General features: G+C 74.7%; 19 protein-coding genes. 8 read left to right on the forward strand and 11 right to left on the reverse strand.

From position 1 onward, the window contains the following. Positions 1-55: 55 nt before the first annotated feature. From CNQ36_RS26215 to CNQ36_RS26225, 3 genes are all read right to left on the reverse strand, one after another. Positions 56-1,327 carry a hypothetical protein gene (locus tag CNQ36_RS26215; protein WP_121547776.1) on the reverse strand — a complete coding sequence of 424 codons (1,272 nt, stop codon included), beginning with the start codon at positions 1,325-1,327 and terminating at the stop codon, positions 56-58. Positions 1,328-1,646: 319 nt separating this feature from the next. Further along, positions 1,647-2,939, reverse strand: a complete 1,293-nt coding sequence (locus CNQ36_RS26220; protein WP_121548602.1) for a GAF domain-containing protein — start codon at positions 2,937-2,939, stop codon at positions 1,647-1,649. A 255-nt stretch (positions 2,940-3,194) separates the two neighbouring features. Further along, the gene (locus CNQ36_RS26225) at positions 3,195-4,829 is read right to left on the reverse strand and encodes an acyl-CoA dehydrogenase family protein (RefSeq protein ID WP_121547777.1); all 1,635 of its coding nucleotides are present in this window, start codon (positions 4,827-4,829) and stop codon (positions 3,195-3,197) included. Between the two features lie 89 nt (positions 4,830-4,918). On the opposite strand from CNQ36_RS26225, the gene CNQ36_RS26230 reads away from it, so the two are divergent. Next, positions 4,919-6,082: a YihY/virulence factor BrkB family protein gene (locus CNQ36_RS26230; RefSeq protein WP_121547778.1), complete on the forward strand. Its 1,164-nt coding sequence runs from the start codon at positions 4,919-4,921 to the stop codon at positions 6,080-6,082. A 24-nt stretch (positions 6,083-6,106) separates the two neighbouring features. On the opposite strand, the gene CNQ36_RS26235 is transcribed toward CNQ36_RS26230, so the two are convergent. Further along, entirely contained in the window at positions 6,107-6,985 is an 879-nt protein-coding gene (locus CNQ36_RS26235) for a Rossmann-fold NAD(P)-binding domain-containing protein (protein WP_121547779.1), read from the reverse strand. Between the two features lie 81 nt (positions 6,986-7,066). Here CNQ36_RS26235 and CNQ36_RS26240 point away from each other — a divergent pair, with 81 nt between their 5' ends. Both CNQ36_RS26240 and CNQ36_RS26245 read left to right on the forward strand, forming a co-directional pair. Continuing rightward, positions 7,067-7,996 carry an AraC family transcriptional regulator gene (locus tag CNQ36_RS26240; protein ID WP_121547780.1) on the forward strand — a complete coding sequence of 310 codons (930 nt, stop codon included), beginning with the start codon at positions 7,067-7,069 and terminating at the stop codon, positions 7,994-7,996. Between the two features lie 10 nt (positions 7,997-8,006). Continuing rightward, positions 8,007-8,699 carry a helix-turn-helix domain-containing protein gene (locus tag CNQ36_RS26245; RefSeq protein ID WP_121547781.1) on the forward strand — a complete coding sequence of 231 codons (693 nt, stop codon included), beginning with the start codon at positions 8,007-8,009 and terminating at the stop codon, positions 8,697-8,699. 39 nt (positions 8,700-8,738) lie between these two features. On the opposite strand, the gene CNQ36_RS26250 is transcribed toward CNQ36_RS26245, so the two are convergent. Next, positions 8,739-9,134 carry a VOC family protein gene (locus CNQ36_RS26250; protein ID WP_121547782.1) on the reverse strand — a complete coding sequence of 132 codons (396 nt, stop codon included), beginning with the start codon at positions 9,132-9,134 and terminating at the stop codon, positions 8,739-8,741. A gap of 155 nt (positions 9,135-9,289) precedes the next feature. On the opposite strand from CNQ36_RS26250, the gene CNQ36_RS26255 reads away from it, so the two are divergent. Then, entirely contained in the window at positions 9,290-9,940 is a 651-nt protein-coding gene (locus CNQ36_RS26255) for a ThuA domain-containing protein (RefSeq protein WP_121547783.1), read from the forward strand. A gap of 12 nt (positions 9,941-9,952) precedes the next feature. On the opposite strand, the gene CNQ36_RS26260 is transcribed toward CNQ36_RS26255, so the two are convergent. Further along, positions 9,953-11,035, reverse strand: a complete 1,083-nt coding sequence (locus tag CNQ36_RS26260; protein WP_121547784.1) for a LacI family DNA-binding transcriptional regulator — start codon at positions 11,033-11,035, stop codon at positions 9,953-9,955. A gap of 170 nt (positions 11,036-11,205) precedes the next feature. Here CNQ36_RS26260 and CNQ36_RS26265 point away from each other — a divergent pair, with 170 nt between their 5' ends. Continuing rightward, on the forward strand, positions 11,206-12,753 hold the full coding sequence (locus CNQ36_RS26265; RefSeq protein WP_121547785.1) for a carboxylesterase/lipase family protein: 1,548 nt from the start codon (positions 11,206-11,208) through the stop codon (positions 12,751-12,753). A 21-nt stretch (positions 12,754-12,774) separates the two neighbouring features. On the opposite strand, the gene CNQ36_RS26270 is transcribed toward CNQ36_RS26265, so the two are convergent. Beyond that, a complete protein-coding gene (locus tag CNQ36_RS26270; protein ID WP_390338815.1) occupies positions 12,775-13,419 on the reverse strand; it encodes a DNA alkylation repair protein in 645 nt (214 codons plus the stop codon). Positions 13,420-13,634: 215 nt separating this feature from the next. Between CNQ36_RS26270 and CNQ36_RS26275 the strand changes: the two genes are divergently transcribed. Next, positions 13,635-14,093, forward strand: a complete 459-nt coding sequence (locus CNQ36_RS26275; protein WP_160160312.1) for a CAP domain-containing protein — start codon at positions 13,635-13,637, stop codon at positions 14,091-14,093. 26 nt (positions 14,094-14,119) lie between these two features. Here the strand turns inward: CNQ36_RS26275 and CNQ36_RS26280 are convergent, their stop codons facing one another. The 3 genes from CNQ36_RS26280 to CNQ36_RS26290 are packed head-to-tail and all read right to left on the reverse strand — an operon-like array spanning position 14,120 to position 16,111. Then, a complete protein-coding gene (locus CNQ36_RS26280) occupies positions 14,120-14,947 on the reverse strand; it encodes an MOSC domain-containing protein (protein WP_121547788.1) in 828 nt (275 codons plus the stop codon). A gap of 13 nt (positions 14,948-14,960) precedes the next feature. Beyond that, complete coding sequence (locus CNQ36_RS26285; RefSeq protein WP_121547789.1) at positions 14,961-15,212, reverse strand: DUF397 domain-containing protein; 252 nt, start codon at positions 15,210-15,212, stop codon at positions 14,961-14,963. Then, entirely contained in the window at positions 15,209-16,111 is a 903-nt protein-coding gene (locus CNQ36_RS26290) for a helix-turn-helix domain-containing protein (protein WP_206278581.1), read from the reverse strand. Before CNQ36_RS26290 ends, CNQ36_RS26285 begins: the two co-directional genes overlap by 4 nt. On the opposite strand from CNQ36_RS26290, the gene CNQ36_RS26295 reads away from it, so the two are divergent. Continuing rightward, positions 16,110-16,661 carry an ATP-binding protein gene (locus tag CNQ36_RS26295; RefSeq protein WP_323135682.1) on the forward strand — a complete coding sequence of 184 codons (552 nt, stop codon included), beginning with the start codon at positions 16,110-16,112 and terminating at the stop codon, positions 16,659-16,661. The two genes, CNQ36_RS26290 and CNQ36_RS26295, sit on opposite strands and share 2 nt — an antisense overlap. On the opposite strand, the gene mmuM is transcribed toward CNQ36_RS26295, so the two are convergent. Next, positions 16,546-17,484 carry a homocysteine S-methyltransferase gene (mmuM, locus tag CNQ36_RS26300; protein WP_121547791.1) on the reverse strand — a complete coding sequence of 313 codons (939 nt, stop codon included), beginning with the start codon at positions 17,482-17,484 and terminating at the stop codon, positions 16,546-16,548. The two genes, CNQ36_RS26295 and mmuM, sit on opposite strands and share 116 nt — an antisense overlap. Before the next feature lie 98 nt (positions 17,485-17,582). Here mmuM and CNQ36_RS26305 point away from each other — a divergent pair, with 98 nt between their 5' ends. After that, positions 17,583-20,249, forward strand: a complete 2,667-nt coding sequence (locus CNQ36_RS26305; RefSeq protein ID WP_163013371.1) for a winged helix-turn-helix domain-containing protein — start codon at positions 17,583-17,585, stop codon at positions 20,247-20,249. Positions 20,250-20,262 lie beyond the last annotated feature (13 nt).

Genomic DNA, 20,262 nt, shown 5'->3' on the forward strand with positions numbered 1-20,262 from the left:
GCACACGCTTCTGTCGAACACCTGATCAGGGTGCGGACGGGGCGGTGCCGGCCGGCTAGTCCAGCGCACGGTCGACCGAGTCCAGCGGCAGCGCGAACAGCATCCGCCCGGACTGGGACCACACGTCCCCGGTCTCCTCCCAGTACGACAGGGACTCCGCCCGGCCGCTCCAGCAGCGGTGCGTCTCGTCGGCCCCGCACCGGGTGGGGCGCGCCCCTTCCGTGTCCTGCCGCCACAGCGTGCCGCGTTCGTCCGGCGCCCCGGTCATCCGGCCCAGGTACCAGCCCGAGCGGTACGACAGCACACTGCGCACCTCGGTCAGCTCGGTCTCGTACACCGCGACCGGGTCGGTGTCGAGCAGTCCCGCACGCTCCGGCTCGGTGCTGAAGTCGTACCGCCACAGCCGGGTCGGGCCGTCGTCGTCCACCGGCCTCGCCTCGTGCGCGACCAGGCTGTCGGGCGCGGTGCTGCGGTCCAGGGCGATGCCGCCCGGCCGGGGGGCATCGGCCCCGTTCGTCCGGTAGGAGGCGACGGCCGGCAGCACGTACCGCGCCCCGGCCGCCGACCAGCCGCCGGGCACCCGGCCGACCGACGGGCCGTCCACGGTGGCCCGCTGGACCCGGTCCATGTCGTACACGTACAGCGCGCTGTCGTCCGCCGGGCCGGCGGTGACCAGCAGTTTGTCCTGGTACCAGACCATGCCGGACACGGCGGAGCCCAGCCCGCGGTAGTCGCGCCCGCCGTCCACCGGGACGGTCAGCAGGGCCCAGGTGTAGCGGAGGCCGGCCGGGTCGCCGGCGTCCACGAAGGCGACGCGGGCGAGACCGTCCTCGGCCGGGGCGCCGGTGCTGCGGCTCCACCCGGAGAGGATCACCCGGTCCTCGCCCCAGTGGCCGTCGTCGTCCGCGTCCCCGGAGGTGGTGACGGCGCCGGACTGCCAGCCGTCGGTGTCGGCCCCCGGCCAGCAGTAGGCGTGGGTCGCGGCGGGTTCGACGGGCAGGGCGTGCCGGTCGTCGTCCGTGCAGTCCTCGGCGTCGCGCAGCGAGCCGTCGGGGTCGGCGAGGACGGTGCCGACCCCCACGGGCCGGCCCATCCCGGCGGAGAGCCGGTCGAGCGCGGCGCGCGGGACGTCGTGCTCGGTCAGCCGCAGCGGTGTGGTCTCGGCGGACTTGGTGAGCGGCTTCAGCGCCCCGGGGTCGTCGGCGTCGGTGGCCTGGGAGGCGCTGATCATGGTGGCGGCCGCGGTGAGCGCGAGGGCGGTTCCGGCCAGCGCCGCCCGCAGCGCCCTGCCCCGTCTGCGCCGGCGGTGTCTGCCGCGATGCTTCATTACGTCCTCCCGAGGCGAGCCAACTGCGTCCGCTGATCCGAGGGTTGACCGTGGAGCAGATGGGGTGGCCCGTACCGGGATGCTACGGCAGCCGCCCGTCCGGGGATACGAAGACCCTGCAAATACGCGGAACAAGCCTCCCCGCACACACCAGTACGAGCCCCCGCCCCCTTGACGCACGAGCCCCGGCCCACCGCCGCCGCGCGCACCCGCGGGTGGCGACGGACCGGTCCGTGCACCCGTACTCCCGCCCGCACAAGCCGCGTTGAGGCGACGACCCACGCATGTTTCCAGCCGCCCGCGCGGCGGTGGCGGGGGGTCACCGGTCCGCCGCCGCGTGAACGCCCGGCGGTACGGGCGGCAGGTCGGCGGGGTCAGGGGGCGTCGCGTGGGGGAAGGGGGCGTCGGGGCCGTCCGGGAGGAGGAGTTCCACCGAGGCGGACTCCGCGAAGCGGTAGGGGCGGTGGTCCAGGAGGGGGCCCAGATAGCGGCGGACGCGGGACATCTCCGCGCGGACCGTCACCGTGCGCGCCGGGTCGCCGAAGACGTCCCGGGCCAGGTCCGCCGCGCCCCGCCCCGCCCGGTGCACGGCCAGCAGGTACAGCAACTCGGCGTGCCGCGGGCTCAGTTCCCGGGTCCAGGAGCCCGCGCCCCCGGACACCTCCACCGACCGGCGGCGCGGCTCCCGCAGGTCCAGCACGATCCGCGTCGCGGCACGTGTCACCGGCTCGTCCGCCGCCCGCACCAGCCAGCCCCCGGCCAGCGGCTCCAGCGAGCACCGCCCCAGCGCCGGCAGCCACCGCATGCCCGCCGACACCGACTTGGGCAGCGTCAGCCGCTCCAGGTACGGCATCCCCGTCACCGCCGCCGTCCAGCCCTGCCGGTCCACGGCCAGCGCCCGCCCGTCGATCCGGGCCAGCACCGGCGCCGCCACCGCGCGCAGCCGCTCCAGCGACCGCAGATGTCTCTCCCGCAGCCGCGCCTCCGCGAGCTTCGCCACCGAGTCGACCCACGCCAGCGTGGCCGGATGCATCGTCTCCAGCGGCCCGCTCACGTCCACCACGCCGATCAGCCGCCCGTCGCGGGGATCGGTGATCGGCGCCCCCGCGCACGTCCAGGCGGCGTGCGACCGCACGAAGTGCTCGGAGGCGAACACCTGCACGGGGCGCCGCGTCACCGCCGGCGTGCCCACCCCGTTGGTGCCGACGACGTCCTCACGCCAGTCCGCGCCGATCTCGAAGCCCAGTCCGTCGGCCTTGCGCAGCACCGGCGGGCTGCCCTCCCGCCACAGCACCCGGCCCTCCTCGTCGGCCACCACCATGATGTGGTGGGCGACGTCCGCGACCGACAGCAGCCCCTCCCGCAGCACCGGCAGCACATGCCGCAGCGTCGACGACTCGCGCCGCCGCTGCACCTCCTCGCAGGACAGCAGCCCGCTGCGCAGACCGCGGTCCGGGTCCACGCCGCTGCGCAGCATCCGCTCCCAGGACTGCCCGATCACCGGGCGTGGTGCCACCGGCGCGCGCTGCCCGGACAGCGCGGCGGAGCGCACCTCGTCCAGCACCCGCGCCGCCCGCGCCGTGTCGACGGCGGCCAGGTGCGTCACGTCCATCGGCGAGAGCGCCACCGGTCCCCTCCCGGAAGAAGTGCTGTCGGTCCATATTGCCGCCTGCCCCCGGAGCGGACGCTCAGTACGGAAACGAGGACAGCAAGTTGCAACCCCCTGCAACCCTGGTGAAGAGACCCCGCCTGATTGAAGATTGAGCGACGCCGTCCCGAGCGGCGTCCAGGGCTCGTAAAGGGGCCTGTGCGGCGGGGGTGGTGCCGTGTCGGCGCAGCACCACCCCCGCGTCGCGCCCGCCGCCGCTCAGGACACCGGCCGGGCCCGCTCCACCACGGACGCCAGGTCCAGCGTGTGGGGCAGCGTCCCGAACGCCGCGCCCCCGTCCCCGCCCAGCCGCGCCGCACAGAACGCGTCCGCCACCTCCGGCGGCGCGTACCGCACCAGCAGCGACCCCTGGAGCACCAGCGCCAGCCGCTCCACCAGCCGCCGCGCCCGTCCTTCCACGCCCTCCAGGTCCGCCAGCTCGGTCAGCAGATCCTTGATCGCCCCGTCCAGCCGGTGATCGGCCCCGCGCGCCTGCCCGACCTCCCGCAGATACGCGTCCAGCGCCGCCGGCTCCCGGCGCAGCGCCCGCAGCACGTCCAGCGCCTGGACGTTGCCCGCGCCCTCCCACACCGAGTTCAGCGGCGACTCCCGCACCAGCCGGGGCATCCCCGACTCCTCCACGTACCCGTTGCCGCCCAGGCACTCCGCCGCCTCCACCGCGACCGGCGGACACCGCTTGGTCACCCAGTACTTCGCCGCCGGCACCGCGATCCGCAGCAGCGCCCGCTCCCGCTCGCCGCCGTCGTCGTACGCCGCCGCCAGCCGCAGCGCCAGCGTGGTGGCCGCCTCCGACTCCAGCGCCAGATCGGCCAGCACATTGCGCATCAGCGGCTTGTCGACGAGCTTCCCGCCGAACGCCTCCCGGTGGGAGCAGTGGTGCACCGCCTGCGCCACGGCCTGCCGCATCAGACCCGCCGAGCCCAGCACGCAGTCCAGCCGGGTCGCCGCCACCATCCCGATGATGGTGCGCACCCCGCGTCCCTCCTCCCCGACCCGGCGCGCCCACGTCCCGTCGAACTCGACCTCGGCGGACGCGTTGGACCGGTTGCCCAGCTTGTCCTTGAGCCGCTGGATCAGGAACACGTTGCGCGTGCCGTCCTCCAGCACCCGCGGCACCAGGAAACACGTCAGGCCCCCGGGCGCCCGCGCCAGCACCAGGAAGGCGTCGGACATCGGCGCCGAGCAGAACCACTTGTGCCCGGTCAGCTCGTACGCGCCGTCCTCGGCCAGCGGCCGCGCCGACGTCGTGTTCGCCCGGACGTCGCTGCCGCCCTGCTTCTCCGTCATGCCCATCCCGAACAGGACGCCGGGCTTCTGACCGGCGGGCCGCAGCGCGGGGTCGTAGATCCGCGAGGTCAGCCGGGGCTCCCACTCCGCCGCCAGGCCGGGGTCCGCGCGCAGCGCGGGCACCGCCGCGTGGGTCATCGACAGCGGGCAGCCGTTGCCGGCCTCGACCTGCGTCCACACCAGGAACGCCGCCGCCCGCCGCACATGCCCGCCCGGCCGCCCCCAGGCCGCCGTCAGCCCCGTCGAGACTCCCTTGCCGAGCAGCCGGTGCCAGGAGGGGTGGAACTCGACCTCGTCGATCCGGTGACCGTACCGGTCGTGGGTGCGCAGCCGCGGCGGGTTCTCGTTGGCCAGCGCCCCCCACTCCTGCAGCTGCGCGGAACCGGCGGCCCGCCCCAGCCCCGACAGCTCGGCGAGGCCCTCCTCCAGCAGCTCGGGGCCCAGATGCCGCCGGACCGCCTCCACGAGCGCCCGGTCGGCGCCGAAGACGTCGTACCGCGCCAGTGGGGGAGCCTGGTTGGTCACGGTGTGCGTGCTGCCTGCCATGCCCCGAACGTACCCCGCGGCGGGCCGCCCGCACCCGGCGATTCGGCCTCTGGGTGAGTGCGACCAGGCACGACGGATACCTTTAGGGCGTGCAGCCAGCAAGTGAATCCCCCGACACGCCCTCCGGCCGCCTCCACCGGGCCAGGGCCCTGTACCGGAACGTCTCCAAACGCAGGACCGCCTGGCTGCTGCTCAAGGACACCGTCAACTCGTGCATGGAGTACCGCATCCTGGGACTGGCGGCCGAGGCCGCGTTCTTCACGCTGCTGTCGGTGCCCCCGCTGCTGCTCAGCATGATCGGCCTCCTCGGCTACGTCGACGACTGGACCGGCGCCGACACCATCCAGAGCCTGCAGCGCAACCTCCTCGACGCCTCCCGCACCGTGCTCTCCGACCGGGGCGTGAGCCAGATCGCGGAGCCGATCCTGAGAGACGTGACCAAGGGCGGCCGGCCCGACGTGATCTCCCTCGGCTTCCTGATCGCTGTGTGGTCGGGCTCCCGCGCGGTGAACGTCTTCATCGAGACGATCACCGTCATGTACGGCCTCGACGGCGTCCGGGGGATCGTGAAGACCCGGCTGCTGGCCTTCCTGCTCTTCATCGTGGCCCTGCTGATCGGCTCGATCGCGCTGCCCCTGATGGTGGCGGGACCGGACGCGGTCGTGGAGATCGTGCCCTGGTCGACGACGGTCGTGCAGATCCTGTACTGGCCGGTCGTACTCGTGCTGTCGGTCGCCTTCCTCACCACCCTCTACCACGTCTCCGTGCCCGTGCGCTCCCCGTGGATCGAGGACGTGCCCGGCGCGCTGGTCGCCCTCGCCATGTGGGTGCTGGGCAGCTTCCTGCTGCGGATCTACCTCACCAACACCGTCGAGGGACCCACCATCTACGGCTCCCTCGCCGCCCCCGTCGCCGTACTGCTGTGGATCGGTGTGTCCGCGTTCGCCGTGCTGGTCGGCGCCGCCGTCAACGCGGCCATCGACAGGGTCTGGCCGGCCGCCGCGACGGCCGCCGCCCGCGAGGCCAACGACCGGCTGCGGCAGGCGCAGGTCGCCGAGTACGTGGCCCGCACCTCCGCGGCCGGCGAGGCCGACCCCGACATGCCCGCCGAGTTCCCCGAGCGCTGGTCCCGCTTCCTGCCCCCGGAGGACGTCACCGCCCGGCTGCGCACGCACGTGCGGTCCACCCACCCGAGGAACGGGAAGGCGCAGACGCCGGAGGACGAGCACGAGGACGAGCGCGGCGAGGAGTGAGCCGGACGGTGTGGGCGGGACGGCTCACTCCTCCCAGGTCCCGGCCTCGGCGGCCTCCCGGGCGAAGTCCGCGAAGTCCCTCGGCTCCCGCGCCAGCACCCGCCGCACCCCGTCCTCCAGGTGCGCGTTCCGCCCGTCGAGCAGCGTCTCGAACAGCCCGGTGAGGAAGCCGGCCTCGTCCGGCGGCACCCCGAAGCCGAGCAGCGCCTCCCCGTAGTCGCGCGCCGGGACCGCCCGGTACGCCAGCGGGCGCCCCGTCGCCGCCGCGATCTCCGCCACCGCCCCGCCCCAGGTCAGCAGCCGGGGCCCGGTCACGGAGAGGGTCCGCCGCGCGTACCGCTCCCCGCCCGTCAGCGCGGCCACCACCACGTCGGCGACGTCCCGCACGTCCACGAACGGCTCGGCCACCTCACCCGCCGGGAACACCAGCTCCCCGGCCCGCAGCTCCGCAGCCAGCGGCCCCTCGGCGAAGTTCTGCGCGAACCAGGCGGCCCGGACGACCGTCCAGTCCGCGCCCGACGCGCGCAGCGCCTCCTCGGTGGGCAGCGCCTGGTCCTCGCCCCGCGCGGACAGCAGCACCAGCCGCCGTACGCCGAGACCGGCCGCCGTCCCGGCCAGCTCGCCCACCGCCTCGGCGGCGCCGGGGGCGCCGACGTCGGCGGGGTGGGCGAGATAGGCGGCGTCGGCGCCCCGCAGGGTGTCCGCCCACGTCGAGCGGTCCGCCCAGTCGAAGCCGGTCGCCCGCGACGCCGCCCGCACCGTCATCCCCGCCGCCCCGGCGGCCCGCGCCACCCGGCTGCCGGTACGCCCCGTCGCGCCCGTGACGACCAGGGTCACGCCGTTCCCGCTCTCCGTGCTCTCCGTGTTCGTCGCGTTCTTCGCGTTCTCCGTGTCCGTTGTCATGCCGTCGAGTCAACCGGCGGGCGCCGCGGGGAACCATCGCCGAGCGGCTCGCTCCCATACGCACGCGTCTACGCTGCACCCATGGACGCACTCACCGGCCTGCTGGAGGGCCCCCGCGCCCGCGGCGCGTTCATGATCCGCGCGTGCTTCGACCCGCCCTGGGCGGTCCGCGTGGAGGACCGCGCCCCGCTGACGGTGATGCTCCTGGTGCGCGGCGAGGCCTGGATCGCCCCCGACGGGGGAGAGCCGCTGCGCCTGCGCCCCGGCGACCTCGCCGTCGCGCGCGGCCCCGGCCCGTACCTCTGCGCCGACGGCCCGGACACGGCCCCGGGGGCCGTGATCCTGCCCGGCGGCGAGTGCCACTACCCCGACGGCCGGCCGCTCAACGGCGTCATGGACCTCGGCGTCCGCACCTGGGGCGACCGGCCGGACAGCGCGACGGTGATGCTGATCGGCACCTACCGGATGCGGGGCGAGATCGGCGGCAGGCTGCTGGACGCGCTGCCGCCGCTGCTCTCCCTCACCGCCGACGTGTGGGACTGCCCGCTCACCCCGTTCCTGATGGAGGAGGTGGTGCGTGACGCGCCCGGTCAGGAGGTCGTCCTGGACCGGCTGCTCGACCTGCTGGTCATCGCCGCGCTGCGCGCCTGGTTCGACCGCCCGGAGGCGGAGCCGCCCGCCTGGTACCTGGCCCTGTCCGACCCCGTGGCCGGCCCGGCCGTGCGCCTCCTCCAGGACGACCCGGCCCACCCCTGGACGGTCGCCGCCCTCGCCGCGAAGACGGGCGTCTCCCGTGCCGCGCTCGCCCGCCGCTTCACCGCTCTCGTCGGCGAACCCCCGATGACGTACCTCACCGGCTGGCGCCTCGCCCTCGCCGCGGACCGTCTCCGCGACACCGACGACACCATCGGCGCGATCGCCCGCCAGGTCGGCTACGGCAGCGCCTTCGCGCTGTCCACGGCCTTCAAACGGGTCTACGGGGTCAGCCCGCAGGACTGGCGGACGGCGTAGCCTCGGCGGCATGTACGGCGAACGGGCGTCGCGGCTGCCGGGCGCCGTCGTGTGGACCCACACCCCGTCCGGCGGCGGGCAGGCCCGGGTGCTGCCCGACGGCTGCATGGACCTGCTCTGGAACGAGGGACGCCTGCTGGTCGCGGGCCCCGACACCCACGCGCACCTCGGGGGCGGGCCGGGCGCCTGGGCGGGCGTCCGCTTCCGGCCCGGCGTCGCGCCCGCCCTGCTGGGCGTGCCCGCCCACGCACTGCGCGACCGCCGTGCCGACCTGTCCGACCTGTGGCCCGCGGCCGAGGTGCGCCGCCTGACCGCCCGGGTGAACGCGGCGGACGACCCGGCGCGCGGCCTGGAGGACCTGGCCCTGCGCCTGACCGCGGGGACCACCCCGCCCGACCCCCTGCTCGGCCGTGTCGTGGCCGCCCTGGACGCCGGCCGCCCGGTCGCCGCGACCGCCGACGAACTCGGTCTGGGCGCCCGCCAGTTGCACCGCCGCTCACTGGCCGCGTTCGGCTACGGACCCAAGACCCTGGCCCGCATCCTCCGGATGCGCCGCGCCCTCGCCCTGGCCCTGGCCCGCCGGAGGGTCCCCTTCGCGGAGACGGCCGCCCGGACCGGCTACGCCGACCAGGCCCATCTGGCCCGCGAGATGCGGGACCTGACAGGCCTGCCCCTGACCGAACTCCTCACCGCGCACGGCTGAACTCCGCCGCAGCGTACGGCGGAACGCGTCGGCGCGCTGTCAGCCGGTCGTCGGTGCGAAGAGGTCGACCCCGTTGCCGTCCGGGTCGAGGAGGACGGCGTAGCGCTGTCCCCACACCGCGTCCCACGGCTCGAGCTCGAAACGGCTCCCGGCGGCGGTCATCTCGGCGAAGAGCTTGTCGACCTCGGCGGGACTCTCGCACCGCAGTGCCAGTGAGGTCCTGCCCCCGCCCGACGGCGGTTCCCAGTGCGGGTGGAAGGACCGGACCACCTCCTCCGTGTCCAGCATCAGCCGCAGTCCGCCCGGCAACCCAGCCTCCACGTGTCCCTGTTCCTCGGCCCCCTCCGGGAAGACCAGCCCGAGCCTCCGGTAGAAGGCGACGGAGGCGGCCATGTCGGAGACGACCAGCCCGATGGCATCGAATCGTGCGCTCATGCGGCCCACCGTAGGGCCGCGGCCCTACGACGGTCTTGAAGGAATCGGACACGCGAGTTCGGACCGGACGAGTTCGAGGAGCCGGCCGGTCCGGCCCCGGCCGCGACCGCGGCCCGGCAACGGCTTTCCGGCGCCCTGCGCATAGGCTCCCGCCCATGCCCGCCCCCGCCCTCCTCGTGTACACCCGCACCGCCGACTACCGCCACGACTCCCTGCCCGCCGCCGTCACCGCCCTGCGCTCCCTCGGTGACTTCGCCGTCGACGCCACCGAGGACCCGGCCGCCTTCGAGGAGCCGCTCGACCGGTACGCCGCCGTGGTCTTCCTCTCCACCAGCGGCGAGGTGCTCACCCCGGCGGGCCGGGAGCGGCTCGCGGCGTACACCGGGGCGGGCGGCGGGTTCGTGGGCGTGCACGCCGCCGCCTGCACGGAGTACGACTGGCCGTACTACGGCGAACTTCTCGGCGCCCGCTTCGACCGGCACCCCGCCCTCCAGCCGGGCCGCGTCCTGACCGAGGACCGGGACCATCCGGCGACCCGGCACCTGCCCGCCGTCTGGGAGTTCACCGACGAGTGGTACGACTTCCGCACCAACCCGCGTGACTCGGTACGGGTCCTGCTCTCCGCCGACGAGTCGTCGTACGGGGGCGGCGGCATGGGCGCCGACCATCCGCTCGCCTGGTGCCGCGACCAGGGCGCGGGCCGGGTCTTCTACACCGCCCTCGGCCACTCCGCCGAGGCCTACGCCGACCCCGGCTTCCGCGCCCATCTGCGCGGCGGCATCACCTGGGCCGCCGCCGCCCGTTGACGAACCCGCCCGTCACGGCCCGGGCCGGGCGACGGCCTCCGTCCCGCGCGCCGGGTCCCCCGGCGGCGCGGTGCTGGCCCGTTCCACCAGCCGGGTCGACAGCTCCGTGCGGGTGCCCTCCGGGCGGTGGCCGTCCATCATGCGCAGCAGCAGCCGCAGGGCCGTCGCCGCCATCTCGGAGAGCGGCTGGCGGACCGTCGTCAGGGCCGGGGCGAGCCAGCGGGCCTCCGGCAGGTCGTCGAAGCCGACGACGCTCATGTCGTCCGGTACCCGCAGCCCCCGCTCGGCCAGCACCTCGTACACGCCGAGCGCCATCCGGTCGGAGCAGACGAAGACGGCCGTGGGCGGCTCGGGCAGATCGAGGAGCTCGCGCATGCGGCGGCCGGCCGCGCCCTCCCCGGAGCCCGCGTGCCGCACGTACTCGGGGCGGTGCGGCACGCCCGCCGCGGCCAGCGCCGAGCGGTAGCCGGCGATCCGGGCGTCGGCGCACAGGGTGTGCCGCGGGCCGGCGAGGACGGCGACGCGCCGGTGGCCCAGGGACAGCAGGTGCTCGGTCGCCGTCACCCCGCCCCGCCAGTTCGCCGCGCCGACCGAGACGACGCCCGCCGGCGGTTCCCGCACGGGGTCGATCATCACGAACGGGATGCGGTGCTGCTTCAGCCACGCGTACTGCGGCTCGCTCAGCTCGGCCAGGTGGAACAGCGCCCCCGAGGACCCCCGCAGCACCAGCTTGTCCAGCCACGCCCGCTCCGGCCGCTCCGCGCGGCCGCGCGTCAGTGCCGCCGAGACGACGAGCTCCAGCCCTGCGTCGTCCGCGGCCTCCTCCGCGCCGTGCAGCACCGCGCCCGCGCCGGAGGTCTCCAGCGAGTGCACCACGAGGTCCACCAGACGTGGCGCCCTTCCGCCGTCGAACCGGGGCCGCCGGATGTAGCCGAGCCGGTCCAGTGCCTCGGTGACGCGGCGGCGGGTCTCGGGCGCGACGTCCTCGCGGCCGTTGACCACCTTGGACGCGGTCGGCACCGACACCCCCGCCTCGCGGGCCACCACCGCCAGCGTCGGCCCTGCCGTCACGTTGGCACTCCCCGCACGGACCATCGGGTACCCACCTCTCCGGATAGAAAGCGCTTCCTACTGTAGATCCGGCGCCCCGGGGCGGGAAGAACTCTCACGAGGGACCAGGAATACCGGGGGGTCCCGTGGTGCTCTTGTGTTACCGGTGAGTTCGGCCGGTGCGTGACGCGGCGCGGTGAAGGGCTGGTGGGCACATGACGGCAGACCGAGAGAACCCCGTGATCAGAACTCCGTACGGAGCCGTGCGCGGACGCTGGGACCGGCAGGTGGCCGTCTTCCGGGGCATCCCCTACGCGGCGCCCCCGTTCGGCCCCCGCCGCTTCCGCCCCCCGGCCCCGCCCGACCCCTGGGACGGCGTCCGCGAGGCCGCCGCCTTCGGACCGACGGCGCCGAAGCCCCCGTACTCGGAGGCCTTCGCCCAGTACCTCTCCGACCCTGCCGTCCCCGGCGACGACTGCCTCAACCTCAACGTCTGGACCCCCGACCCCGCCCCCGGCGCCCGCCTCCCGGTCCTCGTCTGGCTCCACGGCGGCGCCCTCACCAGGGGCTCCTCTGCGGTCCCCGTCTACGACGGCCACACCTTCGCCCGCGACGGCGTGGTGTTCGTGTCGGTCAACTACCGCCTCGGAGTGGAGGGTTACGGCCTCTTCCCGGACGCCCCCGCCAACCCCGGCCTGCGCGACCAGCTCGCCGCCCTGCGCTGGGTCCACGAAGCGGTCGAGGCCTTCGGCGGCGACCCCGGCCGCGTCACCCTCGGCGGCCAGTCCGCCGGTGCGATCAGCACCGGCGCGCTCATCGCCGCCCCGCAGGCGCGCGGCCTGGTCCGCCGGGCCGTCCTGCAGAGCGGCCCGCCCGAGACCACGGACCGCGACAAGGTCCGCCGGATGGTCCGCCGCATGGCGAACCGCCTGAAGGTCCCCGCCACCGCCGAGGCCTTCGCCGCCGTCGACCGAGAACAGCTGCTCCGCGCCCAGGCCGACGTGAGCCGCCTCAGCAGCCCGGTGCTCGGCGGCCCCGCCTTCGGCATCGTCGTCGACGGCGACCTGGTCCCGCGCGACCCGCTGGAGGCGCTCACCGACGGCGCGGCCCCCGGCGTCGAGCTCCTCACCGGCTGGACCCGCGACGAGTACCGCCTCTGGCTAGTCCCCGGCGGCCTGGTGGAACGCGTCGACCGCCTGGGCGCGGTCGCCCTCGCCGGCGCGATGGCCCGCTGCCGCTGCGGCAGCGAGGTCCCGCGCGGCTACCGCGCCCTGCACCCGGACGCCGGCACCTCCACGCTCGTCGGCCAGCTGGTCACCGACCACCTGCTCCGCGTCCCGCTGCACCGCCTCGCCGACGGCCGCGGCGACCCCTCGTACGTCTACGAGTTCGCCTGGCCCTCCCGGCGCCCCGGCATGGGCGCCTGCCACGCCCTCGAACTGGGCTTCGTCTTCGACAGCGGCAACGAGCCGGACGCCCGCAAACTCGCCGGCGAGGGCGCCCCGCAGGACCTCGCCGACGCGATGCACGGGGCCTGGGTCCGCTTCGTCACCGACGGCTCACCCGGCTGGGAGCGCTGGAACTCCCGGCACCCGGTCCGGATCTACGGCGACGGCGCACCCCGTACGGCATACGGCCCCCGGGACCGCGAACTCGCCCTCTGGGCCGCGCCCGCCGCCGGGGAACCCGCCCCCGCCACGGCCCCGGAACTCCGCTCGGTCATACGCCGCCTGCGCCGCAGCGGCGCCCTCCGCCGCCACTGAACGCCAGGGCCTGGGGTGACCCTAGGCGCCGTCCCGCCGGCTCACCATCTCGTTGATCCAGACGGGGGCGTACGGGGAGGTGCAGCCCGGCGGCGTCGGGTAGTCCTTGAGCACCTCAAGCCGCTCACCGACGGCGAGCGCACGGGCACGGTGCCCGTCGTGCTCGATGCCGATCTGGGCCAGGCAGTGGTTCATCGCCCACTGAAGCCGGTCGGGGGCGTCCTTCATCTCCGCCTCGATGACGTCGAGCAGTCCGTCGAGGTCCAGCCCCGCGGGCTTCTTCGCCACCCGCTCGGTGGTCAGCGCCCAGCCGGCGCTCGCGACCACCGGATCCGGGTCGGCGGACCAGGCGACGCGCAGCTCCTCGGCGTGCGGGCTCTTCTTCACCACGTAGTTGACCAGCCAGTCGTGCACCTTGGGCGTGCGCGCCTCGCGCAGCATCACGTCCAGCTCGTCATGCCCGAACGCCTTCGGTCGGCAGACCAGCAGCGCCAGCAGTCGCGCCGCGCTGTCGCCCGTCGCCCAGAGCCCCCGCGCGAGTTCCTGCTGCGTCTTCAGCCGCTTGGCGAGCGCGCGCAGCTTGCCGAGGTTCACCCCGTGGTCGTCGCCGTGCTTCTCGTTCACCGCGCGGATCCTGGGATCGTCGAGCCCGGCCAGCTCGGCCATCACCTCGGGCAGGGCAGTCGTCTCGGCCACCTCGGTCTCCTCTCCCTCGCGTACGCGGGTTCAGCCTATGTCGCAAACGTGCGATCCGGCCCCCGCGCCACAAGATGCCAAACACCGCCCCATCAGGGAGAATTCGGAGAAAGGGCAGACTCGTCCGGTCGGCAGGGCGGTCGCACCGGGGCGGGTCCTCGAACCGAACGACCGAGGAGCCCGGCATGAGCTTCGACTTGATCAACGACGCGCGACAGCATCCGGAGAAGTACCCGCCGCACGGGAACGCCGGCGGCGCGATCATGACCGCCTGCCCGGCCGGCTTCGCCCAGTCACCGCAGCTGACGGACGCGGCGAACGCCCACAACGCCTTCCTGGCCAACCATCCGAAGGACTGGGCCGTCAGCGGCGACAACATGCACCGCGGCCCCAGCGGCAAACTGGTCTGGGAGGCCGGGGAGCCCATGGACCGGGCCGGCTACCGCAGTTGGCGGGCGGAGAACGTGGCCGTGGGCTTCACCACGGCGGAACAGGCGCTGCGCTTCTGGATGCAGGACGACGAGCGCTTCGGCTGGGGACACCGCAACGCGATCCTCCGCTCCGGCACCCGGGAGGCCGGCTTCGGCCACCAGACGGGCGGCCCCTGGGGCCACTACTGGACGCTGGACATGGGCACGAGGTAGCAGCCCGCCCCGCCGCTCCGCCCGGCCTACAGTTCGGACGCGCCCCACGCCGTCACAGTCACGGCGTCGCCGACGGACAGCGTGCCGGTGCGGAGCACGGCGTACTTGGTCCCGTAGGCGACACCGCCCGCCCTCGCGCGGCGGTAGCCGGCGAGGGTGCGCAGCGGTTCCGGGCCCGCCTTCGCTCCCGTGCCCTGGTCGACCAGGGTGACGGCGCAGCGGACGGCGAGCTTGGCGTAGCCCAGCTCGGTGTCGCCGATGCGGATGCGGTGGGCGCGGTCCTCGGTGTGCGGTTCGTCCCAGCCGTCGACCACGATGTTGGGGCGGAAGCGGTTCATCGGCAGGGGCGGGACGCCGCGTTCGGTGAGCTTCGCGTTGAGGAGGTCCAGCGTGGCGCGTGAGACGACGTGCAGGGCGCAGCTGTCGGCGTAGGCGGAGGTGCCCGGAATCCTGCCGTCGGTCACCCGGTCGTGCTCCGGCGGCACACGCACGAGCCGGCTCGGCACGCCGAGCACCTCCGTGAACCAGCGGGCGGCCGTGTCGCCCTGGTCGATGCCCCGGTGGACCGCCCCGAAAAGCTCCACCTCCCGGCGGGCGGCGGCGGTGTCCACGAGAAGGTCCAGCGTTTGGAACCCCGGTGCGTGGAGCGTGAGTTGCCCGCCGTCGGGGCTGACCGTCGGCCGGACAAGGGTCAGCCTGGGATCCCTGCGCTGGGTCCGCCCCGCACCGTCCTCGCCGATGACCAGGAAAGTGCGGTCGTGCGCCAGCCCGGCGGGCGTCAGCAGCGCCTCACTCACCGATGTCCCGGCACAGCCTTTGATCGGGTAGTACGTCAGCTCGACAAGGCGGGCCATGGCGGTGTTTCCGTCAGACCTCCACCATCGGACATACGGCAAGGAAGGCGGTCCAGGTCGTCGGAGCCACGGTGAGGTAGGGGGCGTTCGGGGTCTTGGAGTCGCGGATGTGGATGGCGGTGGGGTGGGGGGATACCTCCACGCAGTTGCCGCCCTCGTCGCCGCTGTAGGTCGACTTGCGCCAGGTAAGGGCGACTTCGAGGCAGGCGCCGCCTTCGCTGCCGCTGTAGCTGGACTTGAACCACTGAAGTGCGGTGCCAGTCATTGCTCTCCCAGGAGAAGATCCAAGATGGCCCTTGAGTCCTCGGTGTTCAGGGCCTGCGTCCGCAGCATCGCATACTTCTGGGTCAGGATCCCGACCTCCCCCGGATCGGCGATCAGCTGGCTGCCACGTTGCGTCTCCATGTACGCGAGCCGCTGATGCTCGGGGGTTTCCAACAGGATGAACGGACCGTCGAGACCTGCGTGCGAGGTGCGGCCGAGTGGCAGAACCTGGAGTGCGACTCCCGGTACGCCAGACCAGTCCAGCAGCTTTCGCAGCTGCTCGGCGCGCACCGCCTTGCCGCCCAACTGGTCACGCAACGCGGCTTCCCAGATGATGAAACTCGTGGTCGGCGGCATCTTGCGGTGCAGGATCTCCTGACGCTCCATGCGCGCTGTCACCATCTGCTCGATGTGGTCCTCGTCGTACACCGGAACGCGGCTCTGGAAGACCGCCCGTGCGTATTCTTCGGTCTGTAGCAGGCCAGGCACTGCTGAAGCCTCGTACCACGAGATCGCGATCGCCTCGCGCTCCCGATCCAGGTACTCCTCCGCCCACAACGGAATCAGATCCACCTCCGGCATCCGGCTGAGCGCGACCGACAACGCGCCCTTGGTGCAGAGGAGTTCGTCGAGTTGCTCGGCGAGGTCCGGCTTCAGTGGGCGTCTGCCCTGTTCGATCGACGCGATCTGCTGCTCGCCGATGACGAACTGTTCGCCCAGCGAGCGCTGGGTGTGGCCGGCGGCCTGGCGGTAGAGGGCGAGCAGGGCGCCCACCATCTTCATCGCCGAGGCGTTCCTCCGTGTCGTGGTGCTCATGAGGTCGAACTCCTCAGCCGTGCCCGTACGTTCGCTGTCGCGCGTGCGTACAGGCGGGCCGTACGGGTGCGCGGACTGTTCCATGGTGGCCACGGAGCGTCACTCTCGTCCCGTGAATCAGGAAACTTCACCCCCGACCCCGACCCCGGCCCCCTCTCCGCGTGAGCGCTTCTTCGGTCGTGAGCGTCGCTCCGTGCCCGGTGCGCGGGCGTTCGCGCGCCGGGTGCTGGAGGACTGGGATGTGCGCGGGCGTACGGACGATGTGCTGCTCTGCGTCAGCGAGTTGGCGACCAATGCCCTGCTGCACGGGGTGCCGCCGGGGCGCGGGTTCCTGCTGCGGCTTCTGCCGTATGCCGACAGCCTCCGCGTCGAGGTGCACGACAGTGGGGGCGGTGTGCCGCACGTACCGCGGGAAGCGCCCGACGAGGGCGGGCGGGGGCTGCTGCTCGTGGCCGGGCTGGCGGACAGGTGGGGGGTGGGGGAGCGGGACCCCGGGAAGGTCGTGTGGTGCGAGTTCGCTACGGCGCCCGCAGCACCGCCGCCACCGACGCGATCGTCTCCGGTCCCACCCGGCAGCACCCCCCGATCAGCCGTGCCCCCGACTCACGCCAGCCCTTCACCTGCCCGGCACTGAACGTCGACCGCCCCGTCCACGCCCGCGCCCCGGCGTCCCACGTCTCCCCGCTGTTGGGGTAGACCACGACCGGCTTGCCGGTGACGCGGGCGGCGAGGGCGACGGCGTGGTCCGCGTCCTCCGGGGTGCAGCAGTTCACGCCGACCGCGATCACCTCGTCCGCCCGTGCCGCGAGCGCGAGGGCCTCCTCCAGGGGCTGGCCGGCGCGGGTGCGGTCGCCGGACACCGAGTACGAGAGCCAGGCCGGGACGCCCAGACCGCGCAGGGCACGGAGCAGGGCCTCCGCCTCGTCCGCGTCGGGGATCGTCTCCAGGGCGAGTACGTCGGGCCCGGCGGCCGCCAGGACCTCCATGCGCGGGCGGTGGAAGCGCTCCAGCTCCGCCACGCCCAGCCCGTAGCGTCCCCGGTACTCCGAGCCGTCCGCGAGCATCGCGCCGTACGGGCCGACCGAGGCCGCCACCCACAGGGGGCGGGACACCCGGGCCCGCCGGGCCGCCGTACGCGCGCACTCCACGCTCAGGGCCAGCAGGCGGCCCGCCTCCTCCCGGTCGATCCCACGGCGCGCGAACCCCTCGAAGGTGGCCTGGTAGCTCGCCGTGATCGCCACGTCCGCGCCCGCCTCGAAGTACGCGAGGTGGGCCGCCGTCACCGCCTCGGGATCCTCGGCGAGCAGCCGGGCCGACCACAGCTCGTCGCTCAGGTCGTGCCCGGCCGCCGCGAGCTGGTTGGACATACCGCCGTCGAGTACGAGGACCCTGCCGTCCGCGAGGGCGTCCGCGAGGGCGTCCGCGAGGGCGTCGGCGAGTGCGGGAGTGGTGCGCATACCGGTGACGCTAGCCGAGGTCACCGCCTCGCAGCGCGCGCCGGCCGCACTGCTGGGATGCTGAGAGGGAGCACGGCCGAACTGGGGCGGTGAGTGCCATGACGGGACCTGAAGAGGAGAGTCCGGCCACGCCGGACGACCACGCCGACCCGCACGGGTACCCGTTCCTGCGGACCCGGTTCGCCGTGCCCTCGCTCCCGGCGACGTTCCTGCGGCGGGAGCGGCTGACCAGGCATCTCGACCGGGGACTGCGCACGCCGCTGACCATGGTCAACGGCTCGGCGGGGGCGGGGAAGACCCTGCTGGTCGCGGACTGGGTGGCGCGGCGGGACGGGCTGCCGGTCGCCTGGCTCACCACCGACGCGGCGGGGGACGGGGCCGGGATGTTCTGGGCGTACCTGCTGCGGGCCCTGCGCTCCGCCGGCGTCCCGCTGCCGGCGGACATCGGGTTCCCGGCGGACGCGAACCGGGTGAGTCCCGCCCTGCCGGCCCGGCTCGCCGCCGAGCTCAGCGTCCGGGAGCGGCCCGTGGTCGTCGTGCTCGACGAGTTCGACCGGGTCACCTCCCCGGAGATCGCCGAGCAGCTGGGGTTCGTCCTGCACCACGCCGGGCGGGGACTGCGGCTGGTCCTCGTCACCCGCACCGAGCCGCTGCTGCCCCTGCACCGCCACCGGGCCGCGGGCGAGCTGACCGAGATCAGGGGCGCGGAGCTGGCCTTCACCCCGCACGAGGCGGCCGAGCTGATGGAGCTGCACGGGCTGTCGCTGCCGCCGGCCGCCGTGCGCACCCTCGTGGAACGCACCCGGGGGTGGGCCGCCGGGCTGCGGCTCTCGGCGCTGGCGGCGGGGCAGAGCCCGGACCCCGAGGCGTATCTGAAGGAGTTCGAGGCCGACCGGAGCACGATCGCCGACTTCCTGCTGGCGGAGGTGCTCAAGCGGCAGGACGCCGCGACACAGGAGCTGCTGCTGCGGGTCAGCGTGCTCGACCGGTTCTCCGCCGGCCTGGCGGACGCGCTGACGGGGCGCGACGACGCCGGGGCCATCCTCGACCGGCTCAGCCGCGGGAACGCCTTCGTCGAACACCTCGGGCACGGTCTGTACCGTCTGCACCCCCTGTTCGGGGAGATCCTCCGCGCCCATCTGCGGATGCGCCGGCCCGGCCGGGAGACCGAGCTGCACCGGCGGGCCGCCGAATGGCTGCGGCGGTCCGGGTCCCTGTCGGAGGCCCTCGGACACGGGGCCGCCGCCGACGACTGGGAGTTCACCGCGGGGACCCTGATCGACGACCTCGCCATCGGCCAGTTCTTCACCGGGCCGCGCTCCGACGCGGTGGCCGGGCTGTTCTCCCGGATGGGGCGGGACACCAAGGGCCCGGCCCCGGAGCTGGTGCGGGCGGCCGAGCGGCTGGCCCGCCGCGAGGTCGACGGCGGGCTGGCCCATCTGCGCCGCGCCCGGCACGAGCTGGCGGAGTACGACGGCACGGCGGACGCGGCGGCGGCCCGGCTGAGCTGCGCCCTCCTCGAAGCCCTCGCCGCCCGGCTGGCCGGCGCGCCCGACCGGGCGGAGGACGCGGCGCGGACCGCCGAGCGGCTCCGGGACGCGGTCCCCGCCGAACTGCTGGAGCGGCATCCGGAACTCACCGCGCTGCTGCTGGACCACCTCGGCTCCGCGCGGCTGTGGGCCGGGCGCTTCGAGGAGGCGCGGGACGCCCTGACCGCCGTGGCGGAGTCCGCCCCCGGCGCGGCCACGGCGCTTCCCCGTGAGGACTCCCTGGGCCGCCTCGCCCTGATCGACCACCTGACCGGCTGGCCCGGCAGGGCCGAACGCAGGGCGCACGAGGCCCTCGTGGAGACGGAGCGGTTCGGGCTGTCCCGGCCGTCCGGCTCCGGCGTGGAACGGCTCGTCCTGGCCGCCGTCGCCGTGGAGCGCGACGAGCTGGGGCAGGCCCAGGCCCTGCTCGACACGGCCGCCGAGTCGCACCCCGCGATGCGGGACCCCGTACGGGAGGCCGGACACGCCCTGACGACCGCGCGGCTGCATCTGGCGCGCGGCGATCCGGGCGCGGCGCTCAAGGCGGTGCGGCCGGAGGTGACCGCCGACGCCGACTCCCCGTGGGTGCGGGGGCAGACCGCTCTCGTCGCGGCCGCCGCCCATCTCGCCGAGGGACACCCGGAGGCGGCCGCCGGGCTGCTGGGGGAGGTGCCCGACGAGGAGCCGGCCTGCGCGGTCGGGGCCGCGCGGGTCGAGCTCGCCGCCGGCCGGGCCGAGGCGGCCGTACGGCTGCTCGACCGGGTGCGCCCGGAAGGGCGTGCCGGTCCCGCCGTGACCGTTCGGGCCGCGCTGGTGCGGGCACAGGCCGCGGACGCGGCGGGGGACGGTGCGGCCGCGCGCGGATTCGTGGCGCGGGCGCTGGCCGAGGCGCGCCGGGAGCGGCTGCGCCGGCCCTTCCTCGAGGCGGGGCCGTGGATCCGGCCGTACCTGTGCGCGACGTCGCTGCACCGGCTGACGACCGGCTGGCTCGCCCCCGGCTCCGGGCCGCCCCGGAGACGGCCCGAGCCGCCGCCCCCGGTCGTCGAGGAGCTGAGCGGGCGCGAACGCGACGTGCTGCGGCGGCTGGCCCGGGCCATGTCCACCGAGGAGATCGCAGCCGACCTGTACGTGTCGGTGAACACGGTGAAGACCCACCTCAAGAGCGTCTACCGGAAACTGTCCGTCAACCGCCGCAACGAGGCGGTACGCCGCGCCCGCGAGCTGGACCTGCTGTGACGGGGGGAACGCG

Source organism: Streptomyces fungicidicus, assembly GCF_003665435.1.
GTDB lineage: Bacteria > Actinomycetota > Actinomycetes > Streptomycetales > Streptomycetaceae > Streptomyces > Streptomyces fungicidicus.

Coding starts and splice junctions, on each gene's coding strand:
- CNQ36_RS26215 (WP_121547776.1), bottom strand. CDS start 1,327: ATGAAGCATCGCGGCAGACACCGCCGGCGCAGACGGGGCAGGGCGCTG.
- CNQ36_RS26220 (WP_121548602.1), bottom strand. CDS start 2,939: ATGGACGTGACGCACCTGGCCGCCGTCGACACGGCGCGGGCGGCGCGG.
- CNQ36_RS26225 (WP_121547777.1), bottom strand. CDS start 4,829: ATGGCAGGCAGCACGCACACCGTGACCAACCAGGCTCCCCCACTGGCG.
- CNQ36_RS26235 (WP_121547779.1), bottom strand. CDS start 6,985: ATGACAACGGACACGGAGAACGCGAAGAACGCGACGAACACGGAGAGC.
- CNQ36_RS26240 (WP_121547780.1), top strand. CDS start 7,067: ATGGACGCACTCACCGGCCTGCTGGAGGGCCCCCGCGCCCGCGGCGCG.
- CNQ36_RS26245 (WP_121547781.1), top strand. CDS start 8,007: ATGTACGGCGAACGGGCGTCGCGGCTGCCGGGCGCCGTCGTGTGGACC.
- CNQ36_RS26250 (WP_121547782.1), bottom strand. CDS start 9,134: ATGAGCGCACGATTCGATGCCATCGGGCTGGTCGTCTCCGACATGGCC.
- CNQ36_RS26255 (WP_121547783.1), top strand. CDS start 9,290: ATGCCCGCCCCCGCCCTCCTCGTGTACACCCGCACCGCCGACTACCGC.
- CNQ36_RS26260 (WP_121547784.1), bottom strand. CDS start 11,035: ATGGTCCGTGCGGGGAGTGCCAACGTGACGGCAGGGCCGACGCTGGCG.
- CNQ36_RS26265 (WP_121547785.1), top strand. CDS start 11,206: ATGACGGCAGACCGAGAGAACCCCGTGATCAGAACTCCGTACGGAGCC.
- CNQ36_RS26270 (WP_390338815.1), bottom strand. CDS start 13,419: ATGGCCGAGCTGGCCGGGCTCGACGATCCCAGGATCCGCGCGGTGAAC.
- CNQ36_RS26275 (WP_160160312.1), top strand. CDS start 13,635: ATGAGCTTCGACTTGATCAACGACGCGCGACAGCATCCGGAGAAGTAC.
- CNQ36_RS26280 (WP_121547788.1), bottom strand. CDS start 14,947: ATGGCCCGCCTTGTCGAGCTGACGTACTACCCGATCAAAGGCTGTGCC.
- CNQ36_RS26285 (WP_121547789.1), bottom strand. CDS start 15,212: ATGACTGGCACCGCACTTCAGTGGTTCAAGTCCAGCTACAGCGGCAGC.
- CNQ36_RS26295 (WP_323135682.1), top strand. CDS start 16,110: ATGGTGGCCACGGAGCGTCACTCTCGTCCCGTGAATCAGGAAACTTCA.
- CNQ36_RS26290 (WP_206278581.1), bottom strand. CDS start 16,111: ATGGAACAGTCCGCGCACCCGTACGGCCCGCCTGTACGCACGCGCGAC.
- mmuM (WP_121547791.1), bottom strand. CDS start 17,484: ATGCGCACCACTCCCGCACTCGCCGACGCCCTCGCGGACGCCCTCGCG.
- CNQ36_RS26305 (WP_163013371.1), top strand. CDS start 17,583: ATGACGGGACCTGAAGAGGAGAGTCCGGCCACGCCGGACGACCACGCC.